Raw genomic sequence first — 15,826 nt, 5'->3', positions numbered from 1 at the left:
CACTCCTCCACGGCGGTCGTATGGCCGCCAGTTCTCTTGATGCAGATGGCTTTCCAGCCATCCGGCGCGTTCATTCGACGCATCTTCAGTGTCCGGCGCGCCGTGGTGAGGTGTCCAAGACCAAGTTCCGACCGCCCAATAGGCAGAGCCGATCAGGGCTGGTCGAGCGGTGCCGCCGTCTGCGCCAGTGCGCGCGCCAAGAGCGACGCGGGCTCACCCGCGGCACGCACCAGCACGACCGGCGACCCGAGCCTCGGTGCCTGCAGCTCCACGACTCGGGCACCTGCTGGCGCAGGCACGGTAGCGAACCAGGTCCGTGCGACGATGGCCGCCCAGCGGCCGGTCCCTACCAAGGCCAGCAATGTTGCGACGGAATCAGCCTCCAGGCGAGGTGATACGGCGAGCCCATGCTCGGCAGCAGCCTCATCGATGCGATCGCGGTCACGCATACCCTTGTGCAACAAACACATTGGCAGACTTAGCGCTTCCGACCAGTCGATCGGGTCGGGGGCGTCACGCAACAACCCCTCGCCCGCCACCAGCACGTAGCGCTCCTCGTAAAGTCGGGTTAGCTCAAAACCGTCGGTCTGCAACCCATCGTCGTAGACCACACCCGCATCGAGCTCGAACCGGCGGATGCGGTCCAGGATCTCCGTGGAGCGCAGGCTGGACTCGATCCGTACCCGCACCAGCGGGTGTTCAGCACAGAAAGCATCGGCCATCAGCGCCACACGGGTGGCCGCCCCGGGCACCACACCCAACCGCAGCTCACCGGTGAGTCCGCTACGCAAGGCCGTCACCTCATGCTCCAGCGCGTCACGGTCCGCGAGAATCCTTCGTGCCCAAAGGACCAGGCGCTCTCCCTCCGGAGTCAAGCCCTCAAAGTTCGACCCGCGCAGTACCAGCGGGACACCCAGCTCGTGCTCGAGCTTGCGGATGGCCTCCGACAGCGCCGGCTGGGATACGTAGCACGCCGACGCAGCGCGGGCGAAGTGTCGTTCCCGCGCCAGCGCCACGAAATACTCAAGCTGACGGAACTGCATAACTCGTTCTACCACCAGCGATCGGTACCGCCTATCGACTCAGCGGCAATGTCTCTTGGACAGCTCCAGCGCTGAACTCACACACTGATTGCCATCATCACCACGGAAGCTTGGGAGCACACCCGTCCGGATCGCCACGATCACAGGCACGCACTCCGGGTCGCCGCAGGTTTGGCTCTCCCCGGGGTGGTTCTGCTGGCCTTCGGCCGGCCCGAGTTACTGGTGTACATCGTCTTCGGCTCCTTTACCGGAATCTACGGCCGCGCCGAATCCGGCTGGCGCCGGACGCGTCACCAGCTCCAGGCGGGGACTCTCCTCTGCGGGGGAGTCGCTCTCGGCGTGATGCTTTCGTCACTGCATGCCAGAACCTGGATGCTGGTCGCGGTTGAGGTGACATTCGCGATGGCTGGATCGATGGTGGCCGACGCGTTACGCCTGCGGCCTACGGGCCCCTTCTTCCTCTTCGCCATAGGCGCCACGGCCACCGTTCCGGCGGGTCTGATCGCCCCGCCGGGCGCCATCGGACTGTGCCTGTCGACGGCATTGCTGTCGATCATGATCGGTCTCATCGGATCATCCGGCGAGATCTCGACACCGCGTGTGAAGCATCGTCGTCCCCCGCCCGATGTCGGCAGGCATGCGCTGCGCTACGCGCTGGCCGTCGCGGCGGCAGGCGGGACCGGACTACTGCTGGGCTTCGATCACGCCAACTGGGCGATGGCCGCCGCTGCCGTACCGCTGTCCGCCATCGACATCGAACGGCCGTCAGATCGAGAAATTCAAGGAGTGCTGGTGCGGGCCACCCACCGGACCGCGGGAACTGTGGCGGGCCTGATACTCACCGGAGTGCTTATGACGCTAGGCCTTCCGCCTGTCGCGGTAGGCGCACTGGTCATAGCATTCTTGTTCCCCACCGAGCTGTTTATGGCTCGCCACTACGCGCTGGCCGTCGGCTTCTTCACTCCGCTGGTGATGCTGATGACCGAATTGGCCGACCCTGCAGACCCGTTCACCCTGATCCTGTACCGCGGCCTGGACACCGTGATCGGCGTCGCTGCCGGGGTGGCAGCCGCCATACTGGTAGGTAGACGGGATACCAGCCGCTAGACCCGCGCCAGATCCTTGGCCAGCCGGGCGGCGCCGACGCTCATGTAACCGCCGGTCAGCGCTACCAATGCGGCGGCACTGACGCGAGGAATGTCACCTCGGATCAGATGCGCGGTGCCGTGCACGGTATCGGTGACATCGACTATCAGCGCAAGCCGCTGCCACCGGAATCGCTCAGAGGTGGGCGACGTCAGGTAGCCGAGACCGAGCGCAACCGCGCGAATACCGAATATCCTTGTCATGTAGGTCAGTTCGGGCGTCGCTGGGACACGGCTGGCCTTGGCGAGCACGTTGGGGACAACCAAGGAAGCGACGCCCACGACGATCCTTCCGATGGCCAGCCCCCGCAATGCGCCCACAAGGCTGTTGTTGGCAGATTTTGGAGTCATAGGCCCTATCGTGCCAACAGCCACTCCCCCGAGTCTGCGGCTACGTGCCAAATGTGCTCGGAATCAGGACATCTGCGGAACTACAGGATCTCGTCGACAGCCTCGGTAGGGCGTGCCATCCGGGTGCCCTTCGCAGTCACCACGAATGGCCGCTGGATTAGCCGCGGGTGCGCAACCATGGCATCAAGGAGTGCGTCGTCGGAGGCATCCGCAAGACCGAGCTCCTTGTACTCGGCCTCGCCGGTGCGCACCGCGTCACGCACAGTGAGCTCCGCGTCCTTGATCAGCTTTTTCAGCTGCGCTTTGGTGAGTACGTCATCGAGGTACTTCACGACGGTCACGGTGGCGCCGGCCTCCTCAAGACGTGTCAGCGCCTGACGGGACTTCGTGCACCTGGGATTGTGGTAAATCGTCGCGTCCACGCCTTCAACCTACAGGTAGGCCCCGATAGATCTCTTCTGTCACAGGGGTTTCTGGTGTCACACCACGCGGCTCACTCGCCAGCGGGCCGGGTTAACGTTCGAACATGAATTCGATTGGAGCGTCGGAGGCGGCGACTGGTCAAGCCGGGTGTCACCGGGCAGTGGTGCGTAGCGAAGGCGCGTACTGACGATTTCGGCTGGATCAGGCCGTGGGCTCACGCGGTATGCGGGCGCGTTTGGCTTCGTATAGTTTGAAATCTGCTTGCCGCGTGAGGGATTCGAAGCTGAAGTCCACCGTGTCGGTCGATGCCCAGGCGATGCCTACGCTCATCGAGGTGCCGGAAGCGCCTGCGCCCACCGGTGCAGCGCGTATTCGAGCGTTGACTATGGCGATATCGTCCGGATCGTCTACGAATGCGACGACCATGAACTCGTCGCCGCCAATGCGGGCGGCGATGTCTTCCTGCCGGGTGTTCGCGAACAGATTGTCCGCGATGTCTTGTAGCGTCCTATCCCCGGCTTCGTGGCCGTAGGCGTCGTTGAGTTCCTTGAATCTGTCGACATCGGCCACCATCACCACGACGGTTGTGGGATTCGGCCGCTTGCCGAGTAGATAGTCGAAGGTGGCTTGCATACCCCTGCGGTTCAGCAGACCGGTCAGCGGATCGCGGTTGGCGGCCGAAATAGTGGCGCGTATCGATCTTCTGCCTCCTTCGATCACGGCCTGTATGAGGATCGGTAGGAGGACGACCGTGGTGAATGCCGGTGCGTTGTAGTGGAACTGGTCCAGGAAGGTCGCCGCGCCCCTATGCATGTTCCACAGCGTGATCGAGCCGAGTACGGCCGAAGCGAAGACACAGTGCACTGCCAACACGCGCCAGCCCATCAGAAACGCGGCGAAAACACCGATCGTGCTCATGTACAAGACCGGGGCAAGCCGCATCATGGGACCCGCATACATCCAGGCGGAGACCGCGAATGAGAAGTCCGCCCAGATCACGAAGGCGATGGCCCAGCGTCGAGTCGGCCATGGGCGGGCAATCCAGCACACCCCGACCAGGAACGATACTGCGATGAGTAGCTGGTGAATCGTGCGCCCAGTGCCCTGCGGACCCAATGGGTGCATATTGACGATCGTTCCCAGCGGGAGGATCGACATACACAGCAACCCGATGGTGACCTTCAAGTGCTTCAGATTCCGGCGGCCGAGGGCGCCCGTGACAAATCGGTATTCCTGCTCTGAGGTCCGCCTACGTCGCGGCCGGGCGGTTCGGGCGCTGCGCACGGGCTAAGTATGGAACATTGCTTATGGGATTAGTTAGCCGACGGGGAACTATTATCGAATTAGCTACAGTTACCGCAGCTCTAGAACGTCTCGGCCCCGCGGACGAGTACCCACCCACGCGGGTTAAGGCTGTCGGTGTTCCACTTCCTGTGGGTTGGCTTTCGACTCTTTGGGCACGTCCCTAGCTTGTCCGCTGGCGTGTCAAGTAACTCGGCGACCCTTATGCGCATCTGCGGGACCACGGCTGGACCACCCGAAAACACACCAACGGCAGCACCGAATGGATACGCCCACCACAACCAGAGATCGGAGCTTCAGAGCTTCCGGGTCAGGCTGGGCATGATGACGTCGTTCACCAGCGTGCGAACGGTGTTGGCCGTCGGCGATCTCACGGGCATCAACGAACGGAACACCAAGTACCCCGGTAACAGATCCCAAAGCTCCTCATTGATGGCGGCCGCCTCGATCTCGCCGCGTTCCACAGCTGCGGCAAGTACGTCGTCGAGTAACAACTTGCGCTGATCGATAAACTTCGTCCGAAATGCCTTGGTCAAGTCCGGGTTTCGCTCAATCTCGATCAGCAGACCGCGCATGACCGGCGTATTACGCCGAACGTCAGCGAGCGCGTTCATCCCGATCTGCAGCAGATCCTCGCGTAGCGAACCGGTATTCGGCCGGATCAACTGCGCACGCAGTCCCTCGATGAAGGCCGCTAGCACCAGTTCCGCCTTCGACGGCCAACGCCGATAGATCGTCGCCTTACTCGCCTTCGACTCCGCGGCAACTTCATCGACCGACAGCCGGTCGTACCCATGCTGCTGCAGCAGCCGCAGGGTGACAGCGAGCAGCTCCACCTCTCGGGGCGTCCACTGGGAGGACTGTCGCTTCTTCGCCGCCTTAGTCAACCCCGTTGACACGCCATTCGTCATGGGAGTACGGTACCGTACCGTTCTACACAAGTCGGTCAGCGACTATCGAGAGGGCGTGGACGCTGGTGCAGGGCTGGTTCTGGAGTTTCCTCAAACGCTGGTGGACATTCATCGTCGCGGCGGCCGTAGTGGCAGTAGTGGCCTTCGGAGTGACACGGCTGCATGGCATTTTCGGTTCAAACATCGAACTGTCACGTCCCGGCACCGAGGCCATGGAGAACACCAACTACAACCCCAAGCGCGTCCTTCTCGAGGTCTTCGGCACGTCGGGAAGCACCGCCACCATCAACTTCCTCGACGAGATGGCTCAGCCGCACCGCGTCGACAACGCTGCCCTGCCCTGGTCCCACGAGCTCGTGACCAACGACCCCACCTTGTTCGCCGACCTGCGCGCGCAGGGCAGTGGTGACGTGACGGGCTGCCGCATCACCGTCGACGGCATCGTCAAAGACGAAAGGACTGTCACCATCGTGAATGGCTACACCACCTGCCTGGACAAGTCCGCATGAGCGCCGGTCACGCCCAAGAATCGCGGGCGGCGAGGATTATCCGCAGGCTCGCGGTGCCGATTGTGTTGTTCTGGGTGGCCATCGCGGCGGTGACCAACGCCACCGTGCCCCAACTGGAGGTGGTGGGTGAAGAACGGTCTGCCCCGCTGAACGCTGCCGATGCGCCATCGACGCTGGCGATGAGGCATATCGGCAAGGTCTTCAACGAGTTCGACTCGGACAGCTCGGCAATGGTTGTGCTCGAGGGCGACAAACCCCTTGGCGCGGAGGCTCATCAGTACTACAACACATTGGTGCAGCGGCTCAATGATGACCGCGAGCACGTGCAGCACGTCGCCGACTACTGGGGCGATCCGATCACGGCAGGCGGCTCCCAAAGCAAGGACGGCAAGGCCGCGTACGTACAGGTCTACGTCGCCGGTAATCAGGGTGAGGCGCTTTCCAACGAGTCCGTCGACGCCGTGCGTCGCATTGTGGCGGACACGCCAGCTCCAGACGGGGTCAAGGCCTACGTTTCCGGTGAGGCTCCCACCATCACCGATCAGTTCGAGGTAGGTAACGCAGGTTCCGCCCAAGTCACGATCATCACGTTCGCTGTTATCGCGATCATGCTGCTGGTCGTCTACCGATCACTGACCACCACGGCGCTGGTTCTGGTGACAGTGCTGGTGGAACTGTCGGCAGCCCGAGGAATCGTTGCAGCACTGGGACATACGGGCGTCATTGGCCTCTCGACATATGCCACGAATCTGCTGACCATGCTCGCCATTGCCGCCGGTACCGACTACGCGATATTTTTCGTCGGCCGCTATCAAGAGGCACGCTCGGCTGGTGAGGATCGCCTGGCCGCCTACCACACGATGTTCAAGTCCACCGCGCATGTGATCGTCGGATCGGGTCTCACGGTCGCGGGCGCGTTGCTCTGCCTGTCGTTCACACGGTTGCCCTACTTTCAGACCCTGGGCCTGCCCGCAGCGCTCGGGGTGTTGGTGACATTGGCAGCGGCACTCACCATGGCACCGGCCGTGTTGGTGATCGGAAGCCGTTTCGGGCTGCTGGACCCCAAACGCGCGATGCGTACCCGCGGCTGGCGCCGTATCGGCACCGCAATCGTGCGCTGGCCCGGACCCATTCTCGTCGTCTCATGCATCGTGACGCTTGTTGGATTGCTCGCATTGCCGGGGTACAAGACCACTTACGACGGCCGCATCTACATGCCAAGCTCCGTTCCCTCCAATGTGGGGTATGCCGCCGCCGAGCGACATTTCTCCGTCGCGCGCCTGAACCCCGAGCTTCTGATGATCGAAACCGATTTCGATATGCGTAACCCCGCGGGAATGGTCTTGCTGGAACGCGTCGCCAAATCCGTTCTGCACGCCCGCGGCGTGGCCCTGGTCCAATCGATCACCCGTCCGCTCGGAACTCCGATCACCCACTCCTCTATTCCATTTCAGATCAGTGCATCAAGTGCCAGCCAGCTGATGAATCTCTCACAGCAGGAGAACCAGGCCCTATATCTGTCCCAACAGGCTGATCAGATGACGCGGACCATCGCTGTGCTGAAACAGCAGCTGGCACTTCAACAACAAAGTGCGGCGATCACGCATGAGCAAACCCAGGGGTTCCAGCAGACCGTGGCAGTCGCGCAGGACCTGAGGGACAAGATCGCGAACTTCGATGACCAGTTCCGGCCCATACGCAACTACTTCTACTGGGAGCCGCACTGCTTTGACATCCCCTTCTGCGCGGCGCTGAGATCGGTCTTCGACGCGCTGGACGGTATCGATGAACTCGTCGACGCACTCCAAACCGTCACCGGAAGCCTCAACAAACTCGACGCTTTGCAGCCCAAACTCGTGGATCTCATTCCGCCCCAGATTGAGATACAGGAGAAGAACCGCGATCTGACCCAGTCCAACTACGCCATCAACAACGGCACCAATACGCAGAATGAAGAATCAACCCGCACCGCAACAGAGTTGGGTAAGGCCTTTGATGATGCGAAGAACGATGATTCCTTCTACCTGCCACCCGAGGCGTTCGATAACCCCGCGTTCAAACGCGGCATGAAACTGTTCATGTCGCCGGACGGCAAGGCCGCGCGCATGATCATCACTCACCAAGGGGATCCACAGACCTCCGAGGGCATCGCACACATTGATGCGATCAAAGAGGCGGCCTTCGATGCCGTCAAGGCAACACCATTGGCGGACGCCAAGATCTATGTGGCGGGAACCGCCTCTGCGTACAAGGACATCGCCGACGGCCAGAAATACGATCTACTGATGGCCGCGTTGGCCTCGCTCGGCCTCATCCTGCTCATCATGATGTTCCTCACCCGCAGCCTGGTCGCAGCACTTGTGATCGTGGGGACCGTCGCACTATCGCTGGCCGCATCGTTCGGCATGTCAGTAGTGGTGTGGCAGTACATCTTCGGCATTCCGTTATATTGGGTCATCTTCCCGCTGGCCGTCATCATCTTGCTGGCGGTCGGAGCAGACTACAACTTGCTGCTGATATCCCGATTCAAGGAGGAAACCGGTGCGGGCCTGAAGACGGGAATCATCCGCGCCATCGCCGGCACCGGAGGCGTCGTCACCGCCGCGGGCTTGGTCTTCGCGGTGACGATGTCGTCCTTCATCTTCAGCGATCTGCGCGTGCTCGGCCAGATCGGTACCACCATCGGACTCGGCCTGCTGTTCGACACGCTGGTGGTGCGGTCGTTCTTGACCCCGGCGATCGCCACCATGCTGGGCCGCTGGTTCTGGTGGCCCCTCAACGTGCGCACGCGTCCAACTCCCAAACCCTTTGGGCCAAAACCAGTTGCGCCCGACGATGCCACCGGACCGATCTCGGTGGGCACATAGCACCTACCTGACCGGTCTGCGACTCAGTCACCCGCAACACGCATCGCGTGGTGCGCCCGACGTAACAACGGGTAAGCGATCACGATGAGCAGGACACCTAACGGCCATCCCATAAGGACTCGCGCCGCAGCCAGCGCCGACAGGCTGTCTGTGTCGTAGAGATCTTGCTGCACAACGAATCGCGCGGCATTGGCAAGCACTCCCGAAAATGTCATCAGCACGTACGCCAGGAATGCCGGCGGAACACTGCGCCAACGCGTCCCATGGTCAAGCAGCCAACCCCACGCACATCCCGCCAGAGGCCATCGCATCAGGATTGACACCGTTCCCGCAATCGCCGCGAGCAGACTTCTCCAGATTCCTATGACGAAATAGCCTCGCGCATCGCCTATTCCCCACGCAACGAGTAGTGCGACACCCACGGAAGCGGTCCCGATCAACGCGCCACGGGCAGTCCTGCCCATGGCGATCTGGAAGCACACGATGGCCAGGGAAGTACCCAGGGCCGCAACGCTTGCCACCAAAAAACCAGCCCCCGGCGCAAGAACGGCGAACACCGCCGTGGGAAACGCCGCGTGCAAGATCGCTGCCGCGCCACCCAACCGGCGGACCAGCACGCGCCACAATGCGGCGTCGCTGCTGGCCGTCTCGCTTTTTTCGGGTTCGCCTAACATCTCGACCTGAATGTACACAACTGTGCACAAAATGGTCAATATGCTTGGCCCCTCGGCCGAAATACGTTGGGCTCTAGTCAGTCTCGAGGTAGCGAGAGGGTGCGACCCATCTCGGCGATCACCTCGGCGCGCAACGCCTCATCATCCATGTCTGCCAGCCCAAACCCCGCACGCAATACCGGACCGAGCAGACGCCAGCCGTACTGCAGAGCTGTCGCATGCGCCGCGGCAAGCTGCGCCGCACGCTCGGTAGGAAAGTTGGGGCGCGCCTGATCCAGGACCCATTCCATTCCCGGTCTGCGCTCCTGTAGCTCGGCGATCGGATAGCCATCAAGAGCAGACCGCACGAGAACACGCATATGCAGGTCACCGAGCTCCTGGCGCTCTGCATCCAGATCGCCAGATGCAGCCAGTTCGACGCCTCTATCGGCGAGATGCTGCAGTGTGGCGGCCAGTAACTGCTGTTTCGTGCCGAAGTATCGGTGTATCAGACTGTGATTGACCGCCGCATGCGTGGCCACATCGCGCAATGAGGTCGCACTTGGTCCCTTCGCGGCGAAGAGTTCTACGGCGGACTCCAGGATGGCCTGCACGATCTCGGCACGGCCGAGCGGCCTATCGTGATCCGGCTCGCGTTTGCTCACGACAACCCCGCCCATCGGCGTGTGGCAGCCCTCGCCGGATCGGTCAGCTGAAATAGACGCTGTCGGGTGGCAGATAACACAACACAACAGTCTAGAGGGCCCGAATCGGGCTAAGGACGCTTAGCCTGGCGTTGTTTGTCCACGTTAGCCAGGGCGGCTCAACGAACACTCAACGGGAATGTACTGATTCCCCGGAGCGCCGCATTGGATGTGTAGGTGGGCTCAGCGACCATGTGGGCGTTGGGAAACCGGGAAGTCAGAGCCGATAACGCGAGCCTTGCTTCCAGCCGCGCCAGCGGGGCGCCCAGGCAGAAGTGCGGACCAAGGCCGAACGCCAGGTGTTTGGCATCGGAACGCCGTGGATGGAATGTGTCGGGGTCCTCGTAGACCGCCGGATCACGTTGTGCCGCAGCGAGCAGTACCAAAACAAATTCCCCCTTCGGCAAGGTCACCGCACCGGCAGTCATGTCCTGCGCCGCGGTACGCATGACCATCTGAACGGGAGGGTCGAAACGCAAAGTCTCGTCAACCACCGCCGAGGCATATTCCGGGTCGGCTCCCAGTTCCTGCCAGTGCCGTGGCTGACGCAACATGGCCAGCGCCGCGTTCCCGATCAGGTTGACCGTGGTGATGTGGCCCGCCAAGTACAAGATCACACACATGGTGACGATCTCCTCGTCCGTAAGGCGATCGCCAGCGGCCTCGGCATCGATAAGCGCTGACAGCAAGTCCGAACCGGGATGACGTCGCCGCGAGGCAACCAGCTCCGAGAAGTAGGCGCGCATGTCTGCGTCTGCCTGCACTTGAGCGGTGTTATCCGGGGCCTCACCGGTGAGCGCAAACACGAGTCCGGGTGAGCCGTTGAGCAGCTTGGTCGTGTCAACCACCATCGACTCATCGCCGGGAGGCACCCCAAGGATCCGCGAGATCACGGTCACCGGCAGCGGGTACGCATAGTCGGCAATAAGATCGAATGTTCCCATTTCTGCTGCGCTGTTGAGTAATTCATCGATGAGCTGCTGAACGCTCTCGCTCATCGCATTGACGACCTTGGCGTTGAACGCTTTCTGGACGAGACCGCGCAACCTGGCGTGAGCTGCCCCGTCCAGACCCAGAAGTGACGGCTCACGCGCGGGAGCCGGACTACCCGCTCGCTGACGTATATGGGCATGACGGGCGTCCGACGAGGCCAGCGGATGCCGAAGCATGGCATTGCAATCATCGAAAGTCGCCAGCACGCTGACCGGCAGCCCCTGCGGACGCACGGCGCCACTCCTGGCCAACTCCCGGATTTCCCCATAGAGCGGATAAGGATTCGCCCTATCGCCCTCATCCAGAAGCCGACGGAGTAGAGGGTCTACTTCAGTTTGTACACGCATGTCTACATAATGCACATCCCGGCTGAGACAGACCTGTGAACCGCGTGCCGCCTAGCCGGGCTGAGTCCACGGCTCCGTAGGCAGCGGGGCTCCAGTCTCCAAGAATGACTTGAGGTTTGACAGCACCGCCGCCCACCCACCGCTGGCCTGGGCATACTCCGACGGGTCCGCAAGGTCGGCGTGCTGGACCGTCAGCCGCACGATGTTTTGATAAGGCTGAATCAGGAAGGTGACGGTGGATGCGGGAGCGTCGGCGCCGCCGGCCGGGTCCGCCCACGTAGTGACCAGCTTTCGGGGCGGATCCGCCTCCACGACCGTGCCGACAACGTCGGCGATGCCAGATCCATCCACCCGCTGATGCTCCCAACGTGAACCCGGTTGCCAGTCAGACACATTCGAGTGTCCCCAGTACTGGCCGCTGAGGTCGGGATCGGTAATGGCCTGCCACACCTTCTCGGGCGTGCTGTTGATATAGGTGGTGTAGACGAATGTTGGTTGAGACATCTCCGGCTCCTCGGCTCGCTGCTTGAAGGCGCTCAACGCCCGCAGTCGCGGGCGTTCGAACTTGTCAATCCACCGTTCCTGAATCTCATGGAGCGGAACGGGATTGAGATAGTGCAGCTTCTCCCGGCCCTGTCGCACGGTAGTAATCAGGTTGGCAGATTCCAGTACACCCAGATGCTGAGTCGCCGATTGCCGCGTCATCCGAACGCCGTCGCACAGCTGACTGAGGGTCTGGCCGTTACGTTCATGCAGCCGGTCCAACAGCTCCCGCCGAGTCCGGTCGGCGAGGGCCTTGAAGACCATGTCCCAATGAGAATGGCCGGGTGCTGACTGCACCCGGCCATTATGCAGGTATTTACCTGCCTATTGCAACGGGGGCCTCACGCGAGACCTTTACCTTGCTGAATCGCACGCCCTTGTCGGCGACCTTGCCGTACTTGAGCACGGGCAGCTCGCGGAAGTAGTTCTGGTACGAACGCCATGGCGCCAGCGGCACCTGGTGTGGCACCGCGCTCTCCGCACGGGTGACATACCCGGAGACCAAGTCCTCCAAGAACGGCAGCCGCTCAGTGGTCGGGGGTTCGACGGGCCACACCACCGTCTGACCCTCTTTGTCCATGTACTTGAGCAAGCGGCAGGCGTACTGCGATACCAGATCGGCACGGAGAGTCCACGATGCGTTGGTGTAGCCGAAGGTGAAGATGAAGTTCGGCAGCCCGGTCAGCATCAAACCCTTGTAGCTCACCGAGTCGGCGGGGTTCACCGGCACACCGTCCACCACGGGCCTGAGACCGCCGGCCAGCTGAACATTCAAACCTGTTGCGGTCACGATGATATCGGCCTCGAGCTCTTCGCCCGACTCCAGCAGGATGCCCTTGGGCGTGAACCGCGCGATGCGGTCGGTGGCAATGGAGGCAGTGCCCTTGCGCAGGGCGCGGAACAGATCCGAATCCGGCACCACACACAACCGCTGATCCCACGGGTTGTACTTCGGGGTGAAGTGCTTGTCCAGATCGAAGTCAGGCAGCTGCCGCTTCAGGAGTGCACGCAGGATGCCCTTCATGCGCTCCGGGTCGCGGCGGCTCGTCTGGTAGCTGATGAAGCTGACCATCTGGTTCTTCCACTTCACGATCGGATACGCGATCGAGGCCGGAAGCTTGCCCTGCAGCGCCACCGCGAGCGCGTCCGTCGACGGCAGCGACACCACATAGGTGGGCGAACGCTGCAGCATGGTGACGTGCCCAGCGGTTCCGGCCATCGCGGGAACCAATGTCATGGCTGTCGCACCACTGCCGATGACAACGACCTTCTTGCCGGCGTAGTCCAGATCCTCCGGCCAGTGCTGCGGATGGATCACCTGGCCGACGAAGTCTTCGACACCCTCGAACTCCGGTGTGAAGCCCTTGTCGTAGTTGTAGTAGCCGGTGCACGCCAGGAAGAACCGCGTCGTGAACTCGACGATCTCACCGGCGTGCTCGGCCCGCACCGTCCAGAGTCCCTGCTCGGAGGACCACTCGGCGCCGACGACCTTGTGACCGAAGCGGACCTTCTTGTCCACACCGAACTCGCGGGCGGTGTCGGTGACGTACTCACGGATGGAGGTTCCGTCAGCGATGCCCTTGGTGCTCGTCCACGGGCGGAAGTTGAAGCCCAGGGTGAACATGTCGGAGTCGGAGCGGATACCCGGGTAGCGGAACAGGTCCCAGGTGCCACCGATGCGCTCGCGCGCCTCGAGCACCACGAAGTCCTTGCCCGGCAGGTCACGGGCGACGTGGCAGGCCATGCCGATCCCCGAGATTCCGGCGCCCACGATGACAATGTCGACATGTTCGGTCATGAAAGCTAGGCTATCGACGCAGTGTCGAGAAAGTCAACAGTATGTCGATAACTTTATAGAATGCGCAGGTAGACGTGACAAAACCGGCAACGAGAGGCCGCAAAACCACGCGTCCCTCCGGGGACGAGCGGATACAAGCGATCTTGACCAACACCGAGGAACTACTCGGGCAACGCCCACTGACGGATATCTCCGTCGATGATCTAGCGCGTGGAGCCGGTATCTCGCGGCCCACGTTCTACTTCTACTTCTCCTCCAAAGAGGCCGTACTCCTCACCCTGGCCGAGCGGATCATCGAAGAGGCCGACGCGAACGTCGCGGGCATCAACCCCGCGGCCATGACAAGCCCCGCCGAGTACTGGCGCGCCGTGATCAAGGCCTACTTTGACGCCTTCGGCTCTCACCGGGCCCTCACCGTCGCGTTGTCCAGCATGCAAGGAACAAGCCCCGAGCTGGATCAACGCTGGTCCGAGGTGACAGAGAACTGGGTCTCCAACACGACACTCGGTATCGAGGCCGAACGCACTCGCGGCGCCGCGCCGAACACCATCCCGGCCCGCGATATCGCCATTGCTCTCAACCTCATCAACCAGGCGATGATGCGAGCCACCTTCACCGGGCAGCAGCCCGCGGTCGACGACGGCAAGGTGGTCGATACGCTGCTCCACGTCTGGCTCAATGCGATTTACGGAGGGGTCTGTGCGAATTCGTAGTGCGGTGCTGCACGCGGCACCGATCGAAAGGCCATATCGCGACACACACCCCCTGAAAGTCGTTGAACTCGAACTCGACCCACCGGGTCCCGGTGAGGTGCTGGTCCGGATCGAAGCCGCAGGGCTGTGTCACTCGGATCTGTCAGTCGTCGACGGCAACCGGATACGTCCGGTGCCCATGGCACTCGGACACGAGGCCGCCGGCGTCATCGCCGAAGTCGGTCCCGGTGTTCGCGACGTCTCCCCCGGCGACCATGTGGTCCTGGTGTACGTACCGAGCTGTGGCGCCTGCAGATACTGCTCGTCGGGTCGCCCCGCGCTGTGCCCGGACGCCGCGGCGGCCAACGGCCGCGGCGACCTCATCCGTGGCGGTACCAGACTGCACGGTCTCGACGGCTCCGAGGTCCGCCATCACCTGGGCGTCTCAGGCTTCGCCGATCATGCCGTAGTGGACCGTAATTCGGTGGTCGTCGTCGACAAAGACGTACCACTGGACACCGCAGCGCTGTTCGGGTGCGCCATGCTGACCGGCTTCGGAGCGGTCACCCACACTGCGTCCGTGCGCCCCGGCGATTCGGTCGCGGTCCTCGGATTGGGCGGTGTGGGGCAGGCCGTGGTGATGTCCGCGGCGGCCGCCGGCGCCGGCGAAGTGCTGGCCATCGACCCGGTGGCGGCCAAACGCGAGCTGGCCCTTGAACTCGGAGCCACCAGCGCGTGCGCGCCCGACGAAGCGCCCGGCGGGCACGACTGGGTGTTCGAGGTGGTCGGATCGGCCGCCGTGCTGGAACAGGCATACGCACTCACCGGACGTGGCGGGGGCACGGTATCAGTGGGTCTGCCACATCCGGATGCGCGAATCAGCCTGCCCGCGTTGAGTATCGTCGCCGAGGGCCGCAGCATCCTGGGCTCCTACATGGGGTCGGCACAACCACAACAGGACATTCCGGCGATGCTGGCACTGTGGCGCGTCGGGCGGTTGCCGGTGGAAAAGCTGAAGTCCGGGGAGCTACCCCTCGATGACATCAACATCGCGCTGGACGCACTGGCCGACGGACTCGCGGTGCGTCAGGTGCTGCGCCCATGACCAAGCCGGAATTGCCCACTAAAGCCGACTTCCCGGTGCACCGTCGGCACCAAACCCGTTGGGCCGATAACGATGTCTACGGGCATGTCAACAACGTCGTCTACTACGCCTGGTTCGATACCGCCGTCAACGGCTGGCTGATGGAGGCCGCGGGGTGCGATATTCGCGACCTGCCCGCCATCGGCGTCGTGGCCGAAACCTCGTGCAAGTACCTGGCCGAGGTGTCCTTCCCAGACGAACTGTCGATCGGCTTGGCTCTGGAGCATCGCGGACGCAGCAGCGTGATCTATAAGCTCGCGGTGTTCAAGGTCATCGACGGTGTTGTCGAAGACGCTCCCCGCGCCCTGGGCCGGTTCGTCCATGTCTATGTGGACTCCGACGCCCGCACACCTGTCCCCATTCCCGAGCAAGTCGCGACCGCTCTCGAACAGTTGAGGTAA

At 62.6% G+C, this 15,826-nt stretch carries 14 protein-coding genes and 1 pseudogene; 6 read left to right on the top strand and 9 right to left on the bottom strand.

Features of this window, described 5'->3' with window-relative positions; all coding sequences use genetic code 11:
- Positions 1–152: 152 nt before the first annotated feature.
- Positions 153–1,043, bottom strand: coding sequence for a LysR family transcriptional regulator (locus BB28_RS04430; protein ID WP_046252667.1), 891 nt, complete (start codon positions 1,041–1,043; stop codon positions 153–155).
- Positions 1,044–1,214: 171 nt separating this feature from the next.
- Between BB28_RS04430 and BB28_RS04425 the strand changes: the two are divergent.
- Positions 1,215–2,338: pseudogene (locus BB28_RS04425) on the top strand (FUSC family protein); the annotation flags it as partial.
- A 281-nt stretch (positions 2,339–2,619) separates the two neighbouring features.
- On the opposite strand, the gene arsC reads toward BB28_RS04425, so the two are convergent.
- The 3 genes from arsC to BB28_RS04405 all read right to left on the bottom strand — a co-directional run bounded on the left by arsC (position 2,620) and on the right by BB28_RS04405 (position 5,175).
- Entirely contained in the window at positions 2,620–2,961 is a 342-nt protein-coding gene (gene arsC / locus BB28_RS04415) for an arsenate reductase (glutaredoxin) (protein ID WP_046252664.1), read from the bottom strand.
- Between the two features lie 202 nt (positions 2,962–3,163).
- On the bottom strand, positions 3,164–4,246 hold the full coding sequence (locus tag BB28_RS04410; RefSeq protein WP_046252663.1) for a GGDEF domain-containing protein: 1,083 nt from the start codon (positions 4,244–4,246) through the stop codon (positions 3,164–3,166).
- A gap of 314 nt (positions 4,247–4,560) precedes the next feature.
- Positions 4,561–5,175, bottom strand: coding sequence for a TetR/AcrR family transcriptional regulator (locus BB28_RS04405; protein ID WP_046252662.1), 615 nt, complete (start codon positions 5,173–5,175; stop codon positions 4,561–4,563).
- A gap of 65 nt (positions 5,176–5,240) precedes the next feature.
- Here BB28_RS04405 and BB28_RS04400 point away from each other — a divergent pair, with 65 nt between their 5' ends.
- The gene (locus BB28_RS04400; protein WP_046252661.1) at positions 5,241–5,684 is read left to right on the top strand and encodes an MmpS family transport accessory protein; all 444 of its coding nucleotides are present in this window, start codon (positions 5,241–5,243) and stop codon (positions 5,682–5,684) included.
- Positions 5,681–8,551 (top strand): MMPL/RND family transporter, encoded by a 2,871-nt coding sequence (locus tag BB28_RS04395; RefSeq protein ID WP_046252660.1) that lies wholly within the window; start codon positions 5,681–5,683, stop codon positions 8,549–8,551. Before BB28_RS04400 ends, BB28_RS04395 begins: the two co-directional genes overlap by 4 nt.
- Before the next feature lie 23 nt (positions 8,552–8,574).
- Here BB28_RS04395 and BB28_RS04390 read toward each other — a convergent pair whose 3' ends face one another.
- The 5 genes from BB28_RS04390 to BB28_RS04370 form a co-directional block, all read right to left on the bottom strand.
- Positions 8,575–9,225, bottom strand: a complete 651-nt coding sequence (locus tag BB28_RS04390) for a DUF3159 domain-containing protein (protein ID WP_126315367.1) — start codon at positions 9,223–9,225, stop codon at positions 8,575–8,577.
- A 77-nt stretch (positions 9,226–9,302) separates the two neighbouring features.
- Complete coding sequence (locus BB28_RS04385; protein ID WP_225421981.1) at positions 9,303–9,869, bottom strand: TetR/AcrR family transcriptional regulator; 567 nt, start codon at positions 9,867–9,869, stop codon at positions 9,303–9,305.
- Between the two features lie 158 nt (positions 9,870–10,027).
- Complete coding sequence (locus BB28_RS04380; protein ID WP_046252657.1) at positions 10,028–11,248, bottom strand: cytochrome P450; 1,221 nt, start codon at positions 11,246–11,248, stop codon at positions 10,028–10,030.
- A 51-nt stretch (positions 11,249–11,299) separates the two neighbouring features.
- Positions 11,300–12,055: an ArsR/SmtB family transcription factor gene (locus tag BB28_RS04375; protein ID WP_046252656.1), complete on the bottom strand. Its 756-nt coding sequence runs from the start codon at positions 12,053–12,055 to the stop codon at positions 11,300–11,302.
- Positions 12,056–12,107: 52 nt separating this feature from the next.
- Positions 12,108–13,589 carry a flavin-containing monooxygenase gene (locus BB28_RS04370; RefSeq protein WP_046252655.1) on the bottom strand — a complete coding sequence of 494 codons (1,482 nt, stop codon included), beginning with the start codon at positions 13,587–13,589 and terminating at the stop codon, positions 12,108–12,110.
- 74 nt (positions 13,590–13,663) lie between these two features.
- Between BB28_RS04370 and BB28_RS04365 the strand changes: the two genes are divergently transcribed.
- From BB28_RS04365 to BB28_RS04355, 3 genes are read left to right on the top strand one after another with little or no spacing between them, the layout of a single operon-like run.
- On the top strand, positions 13,664–14,302 hold the full coding sequence (locus BB28_RS04365) for a TetR/AcrR family transcriptional regulator (protein ID WP_030094398.1): 639 nt from the start codon (positions 13,664–13,666) through the stop codon (positions 14,300–14,302).
- Positions 14,289–15,386, top strand: a complete 1,098-nt coding sequence (locus BB28_RS04360; RefSeq protein WP_030094397.1) for an alcohol dehydrogenase catalytic domain-containing protein — start codon at positions 14,289–14,291, stop codon at positions 15,384–15,386. Before BB28_RS04365 ends, BB28_RS04360 begins: the two co-directional genes overlap by 14 nt.
- Entirely contained in the window at positions 15,383–15,826 is a 444-nt protein-coding gene (locus BB28_RS04355) for an acyl-CoA thioesterase (protein ID WP_030094396.1), read from the top strand. The genes BB28_RS04360 and BB28_RS04355 overlap by 4 nt, the downstream gene beginning before the upstream one ends.

This window comes from Mycobacteroides chelonae CCUG 47445 (genome assembly GCF_001632805.1).
Lineage (GTDB): Bacteria > Actinomycetota > Actinomycetes > Mycobacteriales > Mycobacteriaceae > Mycobacterium > Mycobacterium chelonae.
The sequence above is the reverse complement of the archived record's forward strand: the minus strand, read 5'-3'. Positions and strand labels throughout refer to the sequence as shown.